Source organism: Sphingobium fontiphilum, assembly GCF_014196635.1.
Taxonomy (GTDB): domain Bacteria; phylum Pseudomonadota; class Alphaproteobacteria; order Sphingomonadales; family Sphingomonadaceae; genus Sphingobium; species Sphingobium fontiphilum.
This window is the reverse complement of the sequence record NZ_JACIEB010000001.1, coordinates 220,932-238,080: the sequence shown is the minus strand read 5'-3', so window position 1 is coordinate 238,080 and position 17,149 is coordinate 220,932. Positions and strand designations below refer to the sequence as shown.

General features: G+C 64.1%; 15 protein-coding genes. 5 read left to right on the top strand and 10 right to left on the bottom strand.

What is annotated here, in order from left to right; genetic code table 11:
* Positions 1-2 precede the first annotated feature (2 nt).
* Positions 3-1,229: a 5-aminolevulinate synthase gene (gene hemA, locus GGR44_RS00985; RefSeq protein WP_183954192.1), complete on the top strand. Its 1,227-nt coding sequence runs from the start codon at positions 3-5 to the stop codon at positions 1,227-1,229.
* Positions 1,230-1,296: 67 nt separating this feature from the next.
* On the opposite strand, the gene GGR44_RS00980 is transcribed toward hemA, so the two are convergent.
* The 3 genes from GGR44_RS00980 to GGR44_RS00970 all read right to left on the bottom strand — a co-directional run bounded on the left by GGR44_RS00980 (position 1,297) and on the right by GGR44_RS00970 (position 3,640).
* Positions 1,297-1,599, bottom strand: a complete 303-nt coding sequence (locus GGR44_RS00980; protein ID WP_183953576.1) for a GIY-YIG nuclease family protein — start codon at positions 1,597-1,599, stop codon at positions 1,297-1,299.
* Between the two features lie 179 nt (positions 1,600-1,778).
* Positions 1,779-2,423 carry a methyltransferase domain-containing protein gene (locus tag GGR44_RS00975; protein ID WP_183953575.1) on the bottom strand — a complete coding sequence of 215 codons (645 nt, stop codon included), beginning with the start codon at positions 2,421-2,423 and terminating at the stop codon, positions 1,779-1,781.
* Positions 2,420-3,640 carry a BtaA family protein gene (locus GGR44_RS00970; protein WP_183953574.1) on the bottom strand — a complete coding sequence of 407 codons (1,221 nt, stop codon included), beginning with the start codon at positions 3,638-3,640 and terminating at the stop codon, positions 2,420-2,422. Before GGR44_RS00970 ends, GGR44_RS00975 begins: the two co-directional genes overlap by 4 nt.
* Before the next feature lie 281 nt (positions 3,641-3,921).
* Between GGR44_RS00970 and GGR44_RS00965 the strand changes: the two genes are divergently transcribed.
* From GGR44_RS00965 to GGR44_RS00950, 4 genes are all read left to right on the top strand, one after another.
* Positions 3,922-5,301, top strand: a complete 1,380-nt coding sequence (locus tag GGR44_RS00965; RefSeq protein WP_183953573.1) for a hypothetical protein — start codon at positions 3,922-3,924, stop codon at positions 5,299-5,301.
* A 74-nt stretch (positions 5,302-5,375) separates the two neighbouring features.
* Positions 5,376-6,581 carry a saccharopine dehydrogenase family protein gene (locus tag GGR44_RS00960; RefSeq protein ID WP_183953572.1) on the top strand — a complete coding sequence of 402 codons (1,206 nt, stop codon included), beginning with the start codon at positions 5,376-5,378 and terminating at the stop codon, positions 6,579-6,581.
* Positions 6,582-6,693: 112 nt separating this feature from the next.
* Entirely contained in the window at positions 6,694-7,866 is a 1,173-nt protein-coding gene (locus tag GGR44_RS00955) for a carboxynorspermidine decarboxylase (RefSeq protein ID WP_183953571.1), read from the top strand.
* Between the two features lie 147 nt (positions 7,867-8,013).
* Positions 8,014-9,207, top strand: coding sequence for a type III PLP-dependent enzyme (locus GGR44_RS00950; protein ID WP_183953570.1), 1,194 nt, complete (start codon positions 8,014-8,016; stop codon positions 9,205-9,207).
* Between the two features lie 67 nt (positions 9,208-9,274).
* Here the strand turns inward: GGR44_RS00950 and GGR44_RS00945 are convergent, their stop codons facing one another.
* From GGR44_RS00945 to GGR44_RS00915, 7 genes are read right to left on the bottom strand one after another with little or no spacing between them, the layout of a single operon-like run.
* Entirely contained in the window at positions 9,275-10,465 is a 1,191-nt protein-coding gene (locus GGR44_RS00945) for a class I SAM-dependent RNA methyltransferase (RefSeq protein WP_183953569.1), read from the bottom strand.
* Between the two features lie 2 nt (positions 10,466-10,467).
* Complete coding sequence (locus GGR44_RS00940) at positions 10,468-11,850, bottom strand: NAD(P)H-hydrate dehydratase (protein WP_183953568.1); 1,383 nt, start codon at positions 11,848-11,850, stop codon at positions 10,468-10,470.
* The gene (locus GGR44_RS00935) at positions 11,850-12,200 is read right to left on the bottom strand and encodes a hypothetical protein (RefSeq protein WP_183953567.1); all 351 of its coding nucleotides are present in this window, start codon (positions 12,198-12,200) and stop codon (positions 11,850-11,852) included. Before GGR44_RS00935 ends, GGR44_RS00940 begins: the two co-directional genes overlap by 1 nt.
* 47 nt (positions 12,201-12,247) lie before the next feature.
* Positions 12,248-12,964 carry an N-formylglutamate amidohydrolase gene (locus GGR44_RS00930; protein ID WP_183953566.1) on the bottom strand — a complete coding sequence of 239 codons (717 nt, stop codon included), beginning with the start codon at positions 12,962-12,964 and terminating at the stop codon, positions 12,248-12,250.
* Positions 12,961-13,848, bottom strand: coding sequence for a 4-(cytidine 5'-diphospho)-2-C-methyl-D-erythritol kinase (locus GGR44_RS00925; protein ID WP_183953565.1), 888 nt, complete (start codon positions 13,846-13,848; stop codon positions 12,961-12,963). Before GGR44_RS00925 ends, GGR44_RS00930 begins: the two co-directional genes overlap by 4 nt.
* Entirely contained in the window at positions 13,835-15,433 is a 1,599-nt protein-coding gene (locus GGR44_RS00920; RefSeq protein WP_183954191.1) for a tetratricopeptide repeat protein, read from the bottom strand. Before GGR44_RS00920 ends, GGR44_RS00925 begins: the two co-directional genes overlap by 14 nt.
* Positions 15,434-15,485: 52 nt before the next feature.
* Positions 15,486-17,138 carry an electron transfer flavoprotein-ubiquinone oxidoreductase gene (locus GGR44_RS00915; RefSeq protein ID WP_183953564.1) on the bottom strand — a complete coding sequence of 551 codons (1,653 nt, stop codon included), beginning with the start codon at positions 17,136-17,138 and terminating at the stop codon, positions 15,486-15,488.
* Positions 17,139-17,149 lie beyond the last annotated feature (11 nt).

Below are 17,149 nucleotides of genomic sequence, written 5' to 3'. Positions count from 1 at the left end.
CAGTGAATTACAAGCATATCTTCGCACAGGCGATTGATCGCCTGCACAGCGAAGGCCGCTACCGCGTCTTCATCGACATTTTACGGAACAAGGGCGCATTTCCCAACGCCCGCTGTTTTCACGGCCATAACGGCCCCAAGCCGATCACCGTCTGGTGCTCCAACGACTATCTCGCCATGGGCCAGCATCCCAAGGTCGTCGCCGCGATGGAAGAGGCGCTGCACGATGTCGGCGCCGGTTCGGGCGGCACCCGCAATATCGGCGGCAACACCCACTATCATGTCGATCTGGAGGCGGAACTGGCCGACCTTCATGGCAAGGAAGCGGCGTTGCTCTTCACGTCAGGCTATGTTTCGAACGAAGCGACGCTGGCGACGGTGGCGAAGCTGCTACCCGGCTGCATCATCTTTTCCGACGAACTGAACCATGCCAGCATGATCGCGGGCATCCGCAATTCGGGCTGCGAAAAGCGGGTTTTCCGCCACAATGATGTCGATCATCTGCGCGAATTGCTCGCCGCCGAAGACCCCGACGCGCCCAAGCTGATCGCGTTCGAGAGCGTCTATTCGATGGACGGCGACATCGCCCCGATCGCCGCACTGTGCGATCTGGCCGACGAGTTCAACGCGCTCACCTATCTCGACGAAGTCCATGCGGTGGGCATGTATGGCGCTCATGGCGGCGGCATTTCGGAGCGCGACGATGTCGCCCACCGGCTGACCATCATCGAAGGGACGCTGGGCAAGGCTTTTGGCGTGATGGGCGGTTATATCGCGGCCGACCAGATGATCGTGGACGTGATCCGCAGCTATGCGCCCGGCTTCATCTTCACCACCTCGCTGTCGCCGGTGCTGGTCGCTGGCGTGCTGGCCAGCGTCCGCCACCTCAAGCAATCAAGCGAAGAGCGCGAGGGACAGCAGGCCGCCGCCGCGACGCTCAAGCGCCTGATGGCCGAATCGGGGCTGCCAGTCATGCCTTCGGTCACCCACATCGTGCCGCTGATGGTCGGCGATCCGGTGAAGGCCAAACGGATCAGCGACATTTTGCTCGCCGAATATGGCGCCTATGTTCAGCCGATCAATTATCCGACTGTCCCGCGCGGAACAGAGCGCCTGCGCTTCACCCCCGGCCCGGCGCACACTGAAGAGATGATGCGCGAACTGGTGGTGGCGCTGGTGGAAATCTGGGAACGGCTGGACCTGGAATTGCTGGAGCGCAAGGCGGCCTGATGCGTTGGGAATGGTGTTTGCGCACCTTTTTCCCCTACTCCGTTCGTCCTGAGCCTGTCGAAGGACGCTAACCAGCGCCCGACCGCTGATCTTGCCGGTTACGGGCGAGCAATTTCAGCCGCTTCCAATCGCCATCGATCAGCGCCTGTTTCTTGGCCCGGCTCCATCCCTTGATACGACGCTCGGCGGCCAACGCTTCATCTCGCGTCCCGAAATTTTCCGTCCAGACCAGAACCACTGGCCTGCGCACGGCCGTATATCCACCGATCAGGCCCTGCTGATGGTGCGCCATGCGGGTTTCCAGATCCTCCGCATGCCCCGCATAGAAGGAGCCGTCACTGCACCGGAGAAGATATGCGTGAAAAGCCATGCCAGTATGCGTCCTTCGACAAGCTCAGGACGAACGGGCGGAGGTAAAAGAGCATTTGATCATATAATTGACGCGCTGGACGATCAGAATTTGGTCCCGAAGCTCCCAACAAGCGACTTCCTCACGGATGCCGCAAAAATCATGGGCAGAAGCTGAAGCGCACGATCTCCACCCCGGCATCAAACCCGGATCAGACCGCCCCGCACGGCATAACCCCGGTAAAGCGGTTCGATATGCGGCACTCCGCCCATGTCAGCCGCAACCGCGCGGATCGCTCTGCCCAGTTCGGCGCGCGGCGAAACGTGAAACTGCGCGAGCCAGCCGAAAAGCGCGCGCTTCCAAAGCGACGGCCATCCTTCCTGCTGTCCGAAATCGACGATGTCCAGCCGTCCGCCGGGCGCCACGCATTGCGCGGCCTGCGCCAGCGCCGATTCCCAGTCGGGGATCATCGACAACGCATAGCTGATAAACACCCGCTCAAAACTGGCGCGGCCTAACAGGGCCTGCGCATCGAACGCGCAGGCATCGCCTGCGGCCAGCATGACGCGACCGGCCATGCCCGCCTTGTCGACGGACGCAGCCGCTTTCTCCAGCATCGCTTCCGAAATATCGACTCCATAGAGCTTCGCGTCCGGCCAGGCCTTGCCTACGGCGATGAGGTTGCGACCTGTGCCGCACCCGATCTCCAGCACCGCGCCTCCGGGCGGCGGCGCCAGATCGTGGATCATGGGGTCGCGGCCAAGCAGATAATATTTGCGCGTCAGGTCGTAAATATGCCGCTGGTAACGATAAACGCCGTCCATCAGCCCCTTATGGTCGCTCACGCATCATCCTTCAGCACATAGAGGTGAACGCCGCCATAGATGGCCGATCGGTCGCGCGCGGTGAAATCGCGCGACTCTTCCGCCCGATAGTCCCAGCGGTCAAGCACGGCGCTGACCACGCGGCCGGGCAGGATGCTGGGTTCGCCAGCGGTGCGGAACAACACGCGCGCGCCGGGCCGGGCGGTGCGCGTGATTTGCGCCCACAGCGCATTGAGCTGGGCATCGTCCATCCAGTCCTGCGCGTCGAGCAGGATATAGCGGTCGCACGACGCCGCGGGCTGGCTCGCCAGAAAGTCGGTGAAATTGATGTGGCGCACATCCACCCGCTCGGCGCGGTCGCGCACCGCCTGATGATTGGCGGCCTGCAAATAGGGCGGCAAGGGCCCCTCCCCGCCCGCATAACCGCGCCCGAACGCCTGCACCGCGAAATAATTGTCTTTCAGATCAAAGTCGCAGGCCAGCTTCTTCAGCCGCGCCTTGAGCACCGTATCCATCCGTTCGTCGCCGGCCAGCGCCTCGAACTGGGCGGGCGGGATGCCCAGGCCAAAGAGCGAGGCGGGCTGGCTGGTCAGCCAGCGCACGAAGCCCTTGTCAAAGATCGGCGCCAGTTCACGCTCGAAAATCTCGACCTGCTCCTCGCGGCTGCGCGCATCGAGCATGCGCCGGGGATTGACGCCATGCACCCGCGCGAGCAGGTGCGCCGCGCCGATGAAACGGCCCAGCAATCCATGCTTGTAAATGCCGCGCGCAAAGCCCCCGATCCGGCGACGGCCGATCAGGTCGCGCCCTTCCCAATAGCGCCGCGTCGCCTCATCCAGATGCGGGGCGACATGGGCATGATAGGCCGTAATGTTGTCGCGGCTGTCGGCGCGCGCGAAAAAGCGGTGAAACGCCGCATGGCTCGGCAACTGGCGCGCCGCCGCCAGTTTCAGCCGATTAAGCGCGATGTGCGCGGTGTTGAGGTCGACTGCGGTGATCTTGGCGGGATCGGCGGTCAGGTAGGACAGCACATTGCACCCGCCCGACGCGATCGTCACCACATGGCTGTCGGGCGTGATCGCCAGCGCCTCCATATCGACATCGGGATCTTCCCAAATCTGGGCATAGACCAAGCCGCGAAAGGCGAAGGTGAAAGCGCGTTCCAGAAGCCCCTGCTTCGACAGATGGCGATGCCGGTGAACCGCATCCGTCACTCGTTGATGTGTCGACCGCGTCATGTTTTGCCTCTGGATTTTGCCACTGATGATCGCCCGGCTTTAGGTCGGCCGCATGTCGGCCACATGACGCAGCGATGACGTTTTGATGATGGGTCGGCCATTTTTCGATTGCGTGGGGTGAACAATGATCGCCATCGGGCGGACATAGATGACTTGCGCGGCGCGGCCTGATCGGGCAGGCGAGCCCGCAACCATTCAGGAAGAAACAATATTCAGTATTCGGAGCAAATCGGAAAGGCACGCGCCTCCCAAAAAGCGCCCGCTTGCCGTTTGCGGAGTCGATGATGGACGAAAACGAAATCCTTTTTGAAGATTATGACATTGCGGTTGTTCCGGGAACGAACGACGAATTGATCATCGCCCTGTGCTCCATCGGCGATCCCGGCAAGATTCCCGTCATGGAATGGAAGGGCACAGTGGCGCAGATCGGCGGACGCCAGCACGCCATCTTCATGCGCGACCGCGTCAAATCCTGGTATAACAGCCGCAATGGCTGGGACGCGATGATCGGCTGGATCAAGGATTATTGCGCGCGTCACGACATCAAACGCATATACGCCTTCGGCCTGTCGATGGGCGGTTTCGGAGCGGCCATCCTCGCCCGCTACCTGCCCCTGCGCCGGACATTGATGCTCGCGCCGCAGGCCAGCACCCGGCCCGAAGTCTATTTCGACATGCGGTTCCGCCATTATTGGGAACAGATCACCGATCCGCACTGCGCTTCGATCGGGGACATCGGCCCGTGCGACACCGAATTCGCCTGCGTCTACACCGTCGATACGCTGTGGGATACGCTGCATGCGGGCATGATCCACGAAGCCCTTCCCGATTGCCATTTCATCCCGATTCACGGCGACCATAATGTCGGCGGCGAATTGCAGGAGCGCCAGGAGCATCTTCGCCTGCTGCGCTGGCTCATGGACCGGGAAATCGACCATGGCGTCACCATGTTCCGAGGCATGAACGACGATGTCTTTAACAATTCACGCCTGGTGATGGTCGGCGATCAGGAACAGATCGACGCCAATGTGAACGCCATCGTCCGCACGCGGGGTTTCCCCGCCGTGCCTGGCATCCTGTTCGACTCGCTGTCCCCTGCCCTGCGCCGCCATCTGCTGAACCATCTGGGCAGCCCGTCCAAGGCGCGCAAGCTTCATGCCTATCCGCTTTGCCGGGGCGTGAATGTCATGCATGACCGGCTTAAGCCCTATCTTGCCGAAGGCTGGTCGAAGATCGAGCATTTCGGCTTCTGGTCCGAAGGCGAGCAATGCCGGATCCGCGCGCACATGATCGACACGGCGGCCCAGGCGCCGGTTTTGCTGGTTCTGCACGCCCAGCTCTTCATCGCGCCGGGCAGGCGTCGCACCCTCCGCATCACCCAAAGGGACAAGGTTTTGGCGGAACACGAACTGTTCAACCCGGAATCGCACCCGATCAACAAGCCCATGGCCCTGTCGCTGGAAGTGGCCGGCCCGCTGATCGATCTGCTCATCCACACCCCCGACCCCATCGCACCCAGCGAGGTCAGCAATATCCCGGATCGAAGGCAACTCGGTTTGTGGTTGCAGGGTCTGAAGGTCCGTTATCGCCCGCCCCCGCCGCCGCGCCGACGCCCTGCGCCGCCGCCAGCGCCAGCCGGGCAGGCCCCTTCCCAACTCTGACTTTGCGCTGTCATGGCGAGCCCCTATATGGGCGCTTTCGCGCATCGGCGCGGCATAGCCATGGAGCATGAGAGTTGAGCAAGGTTCTGGTCATCGGCGCAGGCGGCGTCGGGTCTGTCGCGGTTCACAAGATGGCGATGAACCCGGATATTTTTTCGCACATCACGCTCGCCAGCCGCAGGATCGCCAGTTGTGAAAAGGTCGCCGAATCGGTGAAGGCGCTGACCGGCGCAACCATCGACGTGGCGCAGGTCGACGCCGACAATGTGGACGAGACCATCGCACTCATCGAAAAGGTTCAGCCCAAGCTCGTCGTGAACCTGGCCCTGCCCTATCAGGATCTGGCGATCATGGACGCCTGTCTCGCCACCAAAACCGACTATCTCGACACCGCCAATTACGAACCGCGCGATACCGCGAAGTTCGAATATGGCTGGCAATGGGCCTATCAGGATCGCTTCAGGGAAGCGGGCATCATGGCGCTGCTTGGCTCCGGCTTCGACCCCGGCGTCACCAGCGTGTTCGCCTCCTATATCAGGAAGCATCTGCTCGATCGGATCGACACGCTCGACATTCTCGACTGCAATGGCGGCGACCATGGCCAGCATTTCGCCACCAACTTCAACCCGGAAATCAACATCCGCGAAGTGACCGCCCCGTCGCGCCACTGGGCGAATGGCGAATGGGTCGAAGGGCCGGCGCTCAGCCACAAGCAGGTCTTCGACTTCGACCAGGTGGGCGAGAAGAACATGTACCTCATGTATCATGAGGAGCTGGAATCGCTCGCCAAATTCTATCCCGAAATCAAGCGCATCCGGTTTTGGATGACCTTTGGCGACGCCTATCTCAAGCATCTCGAAGTGCTCCAGAATGTCGGCATGACCCGGATCGACCCGGTCATCTACAACGGGCAGGAGATTATTCCGCTCCAGTTCCTCAAAGCCGTGCTGCCCGAACCGTCGAGCCTGGGATCGACCACCAAGGGCAAGACCAATATCGGCGACATCGCCACCGGCGAGAAGGACGGCCAGCAAAAGACCGTCTATGTCTATCAGGTCTGCGACCATGAGGAAGCCTATGCCGAAACCGGCAACCAGGCGGTCAGCTACACCACCGGCGTCCCCGCCATGATCGGCGCCGCGCTGATGCTGACCGGCGCCTGGAAAGGCGAAGGCGTGTTCAACATCGAACAATTCGATCCCGATCCCTTCATGGACATGCTCAACAAGCATGGCCTGCCCTGGCAGGTGAAGGAATTGGATAAGCCGCTGGATTTCTGACGACATTAATCGTCACCCCAGCGCAGGCTGGGGTCTCGTGCGGCTGGGTCGTGCCCTAACCGCCTGAGACCCCGGGCTGCGCCGGGGTGGGGGTAGGTAGGTGAAAAGACCCATGGAAACCCGCGCCGGCGATCCCGCCGCTTTTGCCCGCTTCGACCTCAACCGCGTGCCCTCGCCCGCCTTCGTGGTGGATGAGGCCGCGGTGCGACGGAACCTGGCCATCCTGCGCGACATTGGCGACCGCGCCGGCATCAAGGTGCTGGGCGCGCTCAAGGCCTTTTCCATGTGGTCACTGGGCGGCGTGGTCGGCGAGTATCTCGATGGCGTCTGCGCATCGGGCATCTACGAAGCGCGCCTGGGCCGCGAGGAATATAAGGGCGAAGTCGCCACCTATTGCGCCGCCTACAAGCCTGACGATCTCGCGGAAATCCTGAAGATTTCCGACCATGTGATCTTCAACAGCCCCGGCCAGATCGCGCGGATGAAGCCGGTCATCGACGCGGCGCGCAAGGACGGTGTGAACTTCGACATCGGCCTGCGCCTCAACCCCCTTCACCCGGAGGGCGAGGTCGCGAAATATGACCCATCCCAACCGCACAGCCGCCTGGGCTTTCCGGTCAACCAGCTCCGCGCGGCGCATCTGGAGGGCGTGGACGGGCTTCATGTCCATAATTTGTGCGAACAGGATCTCGGCCCGCTTGAACGCACCTGGGCGGCGATCGAACCGTTTGTCATGCCCCATGTCGGGGCCTTGAAATGGCTGAATTTCGGCGGCGGACACCATGTCACCCGCGCCGATTACCAGATCGACGACCTGATCGCCTTCCTCCAGCGGGTGAAGGCGCAAACCGGCCTGGAACTCTATATCGAGCCGGGCGAGGCGATGGCGCTCGACGCGGGCATATTGATCGGCGAGATCCTCGACGTGATCGACAACGGCATGCCAGTCGCCATCACGGACATCAGCGCCACCTGCCACATGCCCGACGTAATCGAGGCGCCCTATCGCCCCGCCATGCTGCATGAGGCGAGCAAAGGCCCGGTCACCCGACTCGGCGGCCCATCCTGCCTCGCGGGCGACATCATCGGCGACTATCGAATCCCCGGCGGCGCGGCGGCCGGACGGCGCATCGCCTTCCTCGATCAGGCCCATTATTCGATGGTGAAGACCAACACATTCAACGGCGTGCCCCTGCCGTCCATCTGGCTGTGGAACAGCGCCACCGACGAACTGCGGCAAATCCGCCAGTTTTCCTATGAGGATTTCAAGTCCCGTCTCTCGTGAAGCACGTTTCGTAGCCGGTTGCGCAACAAAATTTACACATGCGCTTTACAGGGGGCGCCCTCCCGCATATATCGACCGTCCGCTGCCCCATGGGACTTCCACCGCAAGGCAGCTTGATTGCCACAACGACACTGGAGGTCCCTTGAGTTGCACAAGCATCATAGCGCGCTGGGGGTAGCGACCACCCTCAAACCGGCAGCACCGGTAACGCTGATTCGCCCCGAAGCCGCTGCTCGGGCCGCCCGCTTCTTTGTCGAGAAGTTTCCGGGCCGCTCGCTCTATGCGGTAAAGGCCAATCCGTCTCCCGATCTGATCCGCACCCTGTTCGCGGCGGGCATCACGCATTTCGACGTCGCGTCGATTGCCGAAGTGCGCCTGGTCAGCGAAGCTCTGGGCGGCAAGGGCAAGCTGTGCTTCATGCACCCGGTGAAGGCCGAAGAGGCCATTGCTGAAGCCTATCGCGACCATGGCGTGCGCACCTTCTCGCTCGACACCATCGACGAGCTGGAAAAGATCATGCGCGCCACCGGCAACGCCACCGATCTGGAACTGTGCGTCCGCCTGCGCGTGTCTTCCGACCATTCGGAACTCAGCCTCGCTTCCAAATTCGGCGCTGAACTGGGCGAAACGCGCGAATTGCTGATGGCCACCCGCCAGGCCGCCGATGCGCTGGGCATCTGCTTCCATGTCGGCAGCCAGGCGATGAGCCCGCAGGCCTATACCAACGCCATCGAGCGTGTGCGCGCGGCCATCGTCGACGCGGCGGTCACGGTCGACATCATTGATGTGGGCGGCGGTTTCCCGTCAGTCTATCCGGGCATGGAGCCCCCCGCTCTCGAAGGCTATTTCGAAGCCATCCATCGCGGTTTCGAAAGCCTGCCGGTCAGCTATTCGTCCGAACTCTGGTGCGAGCCTGGCCGCGCGCTGTCGGCGGAATATAGCTCGCTGATCGTTCGGGTCGAACGCCGCCGGGGCGATGAACTTTACATCAACGACGGCGCCTATGGCGCGCTGTTCGACGCGGCCCATATCGGCTGGCGCTTCCCCGTTGCGCTGCTGCGCGAGGACGAAAGCGATGCGGACCTGAAGGGCTTTTCCTTCTATGGCCCGACCTGCGACGATATGGACCATATGGTCGGCCCCTTCATGCTGCCAGAGGATGTCAAGGCGGGCGATTATATCGAAATCGGGATGCTGGGCGCCTATGGCTGCGCCATGCGGACCGGGTTCAACGGCTTTTCGGCCGAAACGCTGGTGGTCGTCGACGACGAGCCGATGGCGAGCCTTTATGGCGAAGTTCAACCCGTGCGCCGTCGCGCGAACGTCATCAAGCTGGGCTAAAGGCCCAATCACCCCTTGGGAGAGGGTGCCTCACACCCCCGTTGCCGGACGGCGACGGGGGTTTCTTTTATCGACGGAACACGCCCACCATCTCGACATGGGTGGACCAGCGGAACTGGCCGACCGGCTTCACGCTGTCGAGCGCATAGCCACCCGCGATCAGATGTGCGGCATCGCGCGCAAAGCTCGATGGATTGCACGACACATAGACCACCACCGGCACGGCGGATGCGGCAATCTGCATCACCTGTTCCTTCGCGCCCGCGCGCGGCGGGTCGATCAACACGGCGGCGAAGCGGTCGAGTTCCTGCGGGGTCAGCGGCCGCCGGAACAGGTCGCGATGGTCAGCGCCCAGCCTCCTGCCGCCCCGCGCCGCCGCGCTTTTGAGCGCCAGCACCGGCTCTCGCGCGGCCTCCGCCGCATAGACCGTCCGCCCCTGCCCCAGCGCCAGCGCGAAAGTGCCAAGGCCGCAAAACAGATCAGCGATCGCGCCAGTCGCGGGCATGGCGTCGGCCGCAGCGCCCACCAGCGCCGCCTCTCCATCGGGCGTCGCCTGAAGGAAGGAATAGGGCGGAAATGGCACCGCAACTCCACCGAAACTGGCCGTCACCGCCTCAGGCTCCCAGCGGGTCTGCGGCCCGTCCCCCTCGTCTATGGTCAGCCGCGCCAGCCCATGGCTTCGGGCAAATTCGGTCAGCCCTTCATCCGCCGCCAACCCGGCCACGCGCACCCCTTCCAGCAACAGGTCGACGCCCTGGTCGGTCATCGACATCTTCACATGAGCCGCCCTTTTGTCCGGCAGGATCGTCAGCATCAGCGCGCGGAGCGGCGCGATCAGCGCGAACAGGCGGGGATCAAGCACCGAACACATGCCAAGGTCCACCAGCGCATGGCTTCCCGCCTCGGCAAAGCCGATGACGACGCGCCTGCCCTGCCGCGACGCGCGCAAGGCCGCCCGCCGCCGCGCGCCTGGCGGCGATATATGGGGCGGCAGCACCCTCGACGCGGTGATACCTTGTCCAGTCAGCGCGCCGACCACCCGCGCCGTCACGAAATCGGCATAGGTCGCATCATCGACATGCTGAAGCTGGCAACCGCCGCAGTCGGGAAAATGGCGACATGGCGGAGTGGCATGATGGGGGCCGGGCGTTATCGCGCCATCGGCCGCGACATGATCGCCCGGCGCGGTCAGCGCGACATGCCGCCCATCGGCGGCAACGCCATCGCCCTTGGCGGCGAGCCGAACAATCTCGACCATGCTCACAGTCTGCCCGCAATGGCGGGCGCGATGCAGCCGATCAGGCCGTCGGCAATGAAGGCGGCTCCCGCCAGCCGGGCCGCTTCGCCATGCAGCCACACCGCCTCGCAGGCGGCGCGAAAGGGATCGCCCGTGACGGCAAGCCGCCCCGCGACCAGCCCGGCCAACACATCGCCCGTGCCCGCCGTCGACAGCCAGTGCGAAGCGCCGCGCGCCACCGCCGCCCGGCCATCGGGCGCGGCGATCACGCTGTCCGCGCCCTTGGCCACGACGACCGAACCGCAGCGCCGCGCCGCCGCCAGCGCCCGGTCGATCTTGCTGCCAGGCAGATCGCCGAACAGGGCGGCGAACTCGCCATCATGCGGGGTCAGCACCGAACCGGGCGGAACCGCATCGGCATCGAGTAGCATCAGCGCGTCCGCATCCAGCACCAGCGGACGACGGGCCGCCAGCGCGATGCCCATTCGCGCGCGCGCCGCATCGTCGCGCCCCAGCCCCGGACCAACCAGCAGTGCGGCGATCCGGCGATCATCCAGCGCCCCGGCCAGCCGGTCAGGCGTTGCCGCCACCGATGCCACAATGGCGTCAGGTCCGGCATGGTCGGCCTCCATCGCCAATCGGCGGACATAGCCCGCTCCGCCCACCGCCGCCGCGCGCGAAGCCAGACGTCCCGCCCCCGCCATCGCACCGCCAACCACCGCCACCAGCCCCCGCCGATATTTATGCGCGTCGGCGCCCGGCGCCTTCAGGCGGGGTGGCATCAGCGCATGAACGCGGTCATCGCAGGCAATACCGATGTCGGCCAACACCGCCTGCCGCACCGTCCCGGCCGCCGGTTGCAGCCAGTGTGCAGGCTTCCAAGCGCCCAGGGCAATGCACAGGTCGTAATCCGGCACGGGCGACAGAAGCGCCCCGCTGTCGGTCGCAACGCCGCTAGGCAGATCAATCGCATGGATGTGCGTCGCCCGCTCTGCCAGCGCGCACAGCCGCCCCGCCACATCATCGTCCAGACCGCGGGCCAGCCCGGTCCCGAACAGGGCGTCGACCAGCACGCTGGCCGGGCGGGCATCGGCCAGCGCCTCGACCGACCCCGTCCACAAGGATCGAGCTTGAATACCGGATTCGGTGCGACTTTCACCCATCGCCGCCACGCGCACCGGCACGCCCCGGGCCGCCAGAAGTCGCGCGACGACATAACCGTCGCCGCCATTATTCCCCGGGCCACACAGCACCAGCATGTCGCGCCCGCAACTCGCGCGCCAGATCAACTCTGCCGCCGCCGTCCCCGCACGCTCCATCAGCGCATAGGGCTCGACGCCAGCGTCAAAAACGGCCTGTTCGGCCGCGCGCATTGCATCAGCCGTCAATATGGCGCTGCCCGCCATCAGCGGCGCTGGCCCATAGTCGCAGGCAACCGATAACGGTCCGGCCCCACCGCGACTTCTATCATGCCGTCATCGACAATCCTGATAATGGCGCCCTCCGCGCCGTCCGCCGGTTCGAGCCCCCGGCCGTCGCCGACGATCCTGAAACGGCGAAAGCCGCCATCGGCGTGGCGCAGCGTCAATATCGCGCCATCCTGATCATAGCGGCAATCGCGGGTCCATTCCGACTGCCCGTCAATCAGGCAGGCGACATGACCATCGTCGCCATTTCCTGCTTTTCCGGCGGGCAAGGATGGCCCGGCATCGCAGGCGAAAAGCATCAAGGTGAGGATCGGCAAGGGCGCGCGCATGGGCGCTCCTTACAGGAAGCCGATATCTTTTGTCGAACCGGAAAGGATCAGCCCAGCCGCAGCCGGCACTCATGCAGGACCGATCCCAATATTCGGGCAAAGCGCGCCTGCCCGGCCGCGTCCGCGACCAGATCCTGCCGCATCTCTACGCCCAGATAGGGAATGCCATTCGCTTCGGCGTGGCGGTCCATCGTCGCGTTCAATGATGTTCCCGAATAAGGCAACTGGTCCCCGACATTGAGCCCCGCCGCCTCCAGCAGCGGAATGGCGATCCGCGCGCCGCGATCATCCTGATTGTAAAGGACGCCGATGTCCCAGGGCCGCGCCTCTTCCGGTCGGGTCGCAAGTCGCGGTGTAAAACTGTGCAGCGAGAAGATGAAGGGCGACGTCATGCCGTCGAGCAGTTCGGCTATCTTGCGATGATAGGGGTGATGAAAGCGCATCAGCCTTTGGGCGGGATCAGCGCTGCGGTTGCCGGGAATGACGTGGCCGTCGCTCATCACGGGGATAAGCCCGGAGTCGCCAACCTCGCGGTTGAGGTCGATCACCAGCCGGGAAACGCCGCCCAATATGGCGGTGCAGCCCAAAGCCTGCGCAATCATCGGGGCAACCTGGGCGACGCCTATGTCCACCGCGATATGCTGCTCCAGCAATGCAGCGTCGATCCCCAGATCAATATCCGTCGGGACACAGGCGCTGGCATGGTCGCAGACAATGAGCAGGTCCGCCTCCCCGCCGCGAATGATGGTGAAGGCTTCGCTCATAGGCTCCTGATCCGTGACGTCATGGTCCACCAACCGGGATGATCGGCCGCTATGAGGGCGGCGGCGGCGTCCCGATCACAGGCGGTATGGAACAATGCAAAGCAGGTAGCGCCCGATCCGGACATGCGCGCCAGCAGGACGCCATGCTGCCGCCGGAGCGACGCGATGACGTCAGCGATGACTGGTGCAAGAGATAAAGCCGACGATTCCAGATCATTGCGGCCAGAACTGACAAGCGATTCTATGCTATCCGCCAGCAGCCCGCCGCGATCTTCACGATCCCAACCGGCAAAAACCGGTCCGGTCGACAGGGCTATGCCGGGATTGACCAGCAACAGCGGCGCGCCATCCAGTCCGGCGATGTGAATGTCGGCGATTTCCTCGCCCCTTCCGCCGACAAACGATGTGCGGCTGGCGAGGCAGGCCGGCACATCGGAACCGAGCGACAGCGCAATCGCCGAGAGTGCCTCCGCCGATGGCGTGACGCCCCATAAACGGCACAGCAGACGCAGCGTCGCCGCCGCATCCGCCGATCCTCCGCCAATGCCCGAAGCCACGGGCAGGTTCTTGGTCAGGCGCAGCGCAGCGCCATGCCCTCCCCCCAAATACGCATCGAGCGCGCGGGCGGCCCGCATGACCAGATTGTCGCCGCCCACGTCCAAACCGGCGGCGAATGGCCCGTCGATCAACAACGTGATCGCGCCATCGTCGCGCGGTTGCGCCGACAGTTCATCGCCATCTTCCGCAAAGGCGAATATGCTCTCCAGCGCATGATAGCCATCATCACGCCGCGCCCGCACATGCAGGGCCAGGTTGATTTTGGCATAGGCGGTTTCGGTCATTGGCATGGCCGCGGCTTCCACCATGACGTCATGGTGCGGCATATTCGGGTTTGAACCCCTCACGCTTCTTGGCCTCCAGCCGGTCGGCCACCTTGCCGTCCGCGAAAAAGGCGGCCGCTTCCCATGCATAGCGCGCCTCATAGCGACGCCCGGCCGCCCATAGCGCGTCGCCCAGATGCTCGTTGACCGTCACATCCTGCGGCGCGCCCGCCGCCGCCCGCTCCAGCACCGGCACGGCGCCCTCGACATCGCCCGACACGAAACGCGCCCAGCCGAATGAGTCGGTGATTGACGGATCATCAGGCTTCAGCCGGCTCGCCTTTTGCAGCATCGCGAGCGCCACCTCCACATTCTCACGCCGCTCGACCTGCGCATAACCCAGATAGTTGAGCACTATCGGCTCGCCCGGCGCGATCCGCACCGCGCGTTGCAAAACGGCGCGCGCTTCGGGCCAATGCCCCGCCTGCTCCAGCGCGCTGCCTTCATAGAGCAGCAGCGGCCAGGGCGGATCGCCGGGCGCATAGGAGGCCTGCGCTGCCCGAAAGGCCGAAGCCGCCCCATAGAAATCCCCGGCCTTGGCGAGCAGCCGGCCGAGCCGCACCTGCCGTTCCCCTTCCGCATCAGGCATCGCGGCCAGTCGGCGGGCCAGCGCCAGCGCCTCGGCATCGTCACCCTGTGCGGCCAGCGCATCGACCAGCTCGATGTCCGCCAGAGTACGAAACCAGCTTGATTCCGGAACTTTCGCCAATTCGGCGACGGCGTACTCGCCCAGCCCGACGCGGGTCAGCAAACGCGCCGCGATGATATGGGCGCCTGCGCCGACCGGGTCGGCAAAGCTCGCTATCCGGGCCAGCCTGACGGCCAGTTCCAATGTGCCCGGTTCGCCGCCAATATCGTCGGCCAGCCGGGCCAGCAGGCGCGCGAACCCCTGGGCCGGGCTGATAGCGACCTGGCCACGCACCCGCCCCGCTTCGATGTCCGTTCGCGCCCGCGCATAAATGGCGCCGTTGATGGGGAGCATGGCCAGGGCGGCGGCCCGGTCGGTCCGCGCGAGCGCGCCGGCAAAGGTCAGCCGCATGATGGGCATATCCTCGGGCCGACCGGTTTGCGCCCGCACCATATCGGGCCGGGCGTTGGTCACTTGGCCCTGCGCCAGCCATTGCATGGCCAGTTGTTCGGCGATGAAGCGGCTGGCGAGCGGCGCCATGCGATCGGCCGGGTCCAGCACCGGCGGGGCATAGCCGCCGCCTTCGCCCAAAAGGAGCCACCCCCGGATCATGGGCGCCATGAAGGCGAAATTGCCCTGTTCGACCAGGCGATCGGTCCACTGTCGCGCGCTGGACCAATCGCTTCGCGCCAGCGCATCGCCGATCAACAGCAATACGCCATCGCGCGGCAATAGGCCGACCATTTCCAGCAGCCGCGCCGATCGCAGCGCCAGCGTCATGTCGCCGCTTTCAATCGCCTGATAATAGGCCCGCCGCGCGACATCGACGCTGCCGGGATCGCGGATCAGCGCCGCTTTATACCCTTCGGCGGCCAGCGCCAGCGCGCCATCGCCATCCGCCAGCCGGGCCCGCGCATAATCGTGGAGAGCGGGCGCAGCGGCCGAGGGGACCGACGCCATCGTCCAGGATGGCGTCGCCACGATCCACAGCCCGACCAGCAGGACAAGACGCTTACATGTTCGGATAGTTCGGGCCTCCGCCGCCTTCAGGCACGACCCAGTTGATATTCTGGGTCGGATCCTTGATGTCACAGGTCTTGCAGTGGACGCAATTCTGCGCGTTGATCTGGAACCGGGGATTGCCCTCATCCAGCCCTACCACTTCATAAACGCCCGCCGGACAGTAACGCTGCGCCGGTTCGTCATAGAGCGGCAGGTTATAGCTGATCGGGATCGACGGATCCTTCAGTTGCAGGTGAACCGGCTGATCCTCCTCATGGTTGGTGTTCGACAGGAACACCGATGAGAGGCGGTCGAAGCTGATGGCCCCATCGGGCTTGGGATAGTCGATCTTCGCGCAGGCGTCCTTGCGCCAGATTTTCTCATTGTCGGGCTTGTGCTTCATCGTGAAGGGCAAGCCGATTTTCAGCGTGCGCATCCACATGTCGATGCCGGCCAGCAGCGTGCCGATGGTGCCGCCGAACTTCGACAGCAGCGGCTCGGCATTTTTCACCAGCTTCAGTTCGTCCGCGATCCAGCTCGACCGGAGGCGATCCTCATAATCGTGCAGCACGTCGCGCGCGCCTTCGTTCTGGATCGATTCGAACGCGGCTTCGGCGGCCAGCATGCCCGACTTCATGGCCGTATGCGTGCCCTTGATCCGCGGCACGTTTACGAAACCAGCCGAACAGCCGATCAACGCGCCGCCGGGGAAGACCAGCTTGGGAATCGACTGCCAGCCGCCTTCGTTGATCGCGCGCGCGCCATAGGAGACACGGCGACCGCCTTCCAGGAACTTGCGGATTTCCGGGTGCTGCTTCCAGCGCTGAAACTCCTCGAAAGGATAGAGATGCGGGTTGCGATAGCCAAGGCCGACGACAAAGCCCAACGCGACCTGGCCATTGGCCTGATGATAGAGAAAACCACCGCCATATGCGTCAGTTAGCGGCCAACCCTGCGAGTGGATGACAAGGCCCGGCTGATGCTTTTCGGGGTCGATGTCCCACAATTCCTTCATGCCGATGCCGTAAACCTGCGGCTCGCTGTCGGCGTCCAGGGCGAACTGGCGCTTCAACATCTTGGTCAGGTGACCGCGCGCGCCTTCGGCAAAGAAGGTATATTTGGCGTGCAGTTCCAGACCCGGCTGATAATCGGGCTTGCGATTGCCTTCGCGGTCGATGCCCATGTCGCCGGTGGCGACGCCCTTCACGCTGCCATCCTCATGATAGAGGATTTCGGCGGCGGCGAAGCCCGGGAAGATCTCCACGCCCAGCCCCTCGGCCTGTTCGGCCAGCCAGCGGCACAAATTGCCCAGCGACCCGGTATAGGTGCCCTTGTTGTGCATCCATCCGGGGGTCAGGATGTGCGGCATCGCCATCTTGCCGGTCTTGGTGAGGAACCAGTGCTGGTTGTCGGTCACCGGCGTTTCCGCCATGGGGCAGCCCATATCGCGCCATTCCGGCAGCAATTCGTCCAGCGCCCTGGGATCGACCACCGCGCCCGACAGGATATGGGCGCCGATTTCGGATCCCTTTTCCAGCAAGCAGACAGCCAGTTCCTGCCCGGCGTCATTGGCCAGTTGCTTCAACCTGATCGCCGCCGAAAGCCCCGCCGGTCCCCCACCGACGATGACGATGTCATAGGGCATCGATTCCCGCTCGCTCATGCTTCCTCCAT

Excerpts from the sequence above, each read along its gene's own strand:
- GGR44_RS00980 (WP_183953576.1), bottom strand. The coding sequence starts at position 1,599 with ATGGCTTTTCACGCATATCTTCTCCGGTGCAGTGACGGCTCCTTCTAT.
- GGR44_RS00970 (WP_183953574.1), bottom strand. The coding sequence starts at position 3,640 with ATGACGCGGTCGACACATCAACGAGTGACGGATGCGGTTCACCGGCAT.
- GGR44_RS00965 (WP_183953573.1), top strand. The coding sequence starts at position 3,922 with ATGATGGACGAAAACGAAATCCTTTTTGAAGATTATGACATTGCGGTT.
- GGR44_RS00955 (WP_183953571.1), top strand. The coding sequence starts at position 6,694 with ATGGAAACCCGCGCCGGCGATCCCGCCGCTTTTGCCCGCTTCGACCTC.
- GGR44_RS00945 (WP_183953569.1), bottom strand. The coding sequence starts at position 10,465 with ATGGTCGAGATTGTTCGGCTCGCCGCCAAGGGCGATGGCGTTGCCGCC.
- GGR44_RS00940 (WP_183953568.1), bottom strand. The coding sequence starts at position 11,850 with ATGGCGGGCAGCGCCATATTGACGGCTGATGCAATGCGCGCGGCCGAA.
- GGR44_RS00935 (WP_183953567.1), bottom strand. The coding sequence starts at position 12,200 with ATGCGCGCGCCCTTGCCGATCCTCACCTTGATGCTTTTCGCCTGCGAT.
- GGR44_RS00930 (WP_183953566.1), bottom strand. The coding sequence starts at position 12,964 with ATGAGCGAAGCCTTCACCATCATTCGCGGCGGGGAGGCGGACCTGCTC.
- GGR44_RS00925 (WP_183953565.1), bottom strand. The coding sequence starts at position 13,848 with ATGCCGCACCATGACGTCATGGTGGAAGCCGCGGCCATGCCAATGACC.
- GGR44_RS00920 (WP_183954191.1), bottom strand. The coding sequence starts at position 15,433 with ATGGCGTCGGTCCCCTCGGCCGCTGCGCCCGCTCTCCACGATTATGCG.
- GGR44_RS00915 (WP_183953564.1), bottom strand. The coding sequence starts at position 17,138 with ATGAGCGAGCGGGAATCGATGCCCTATGACATCGTCATCGTCGGTGGG.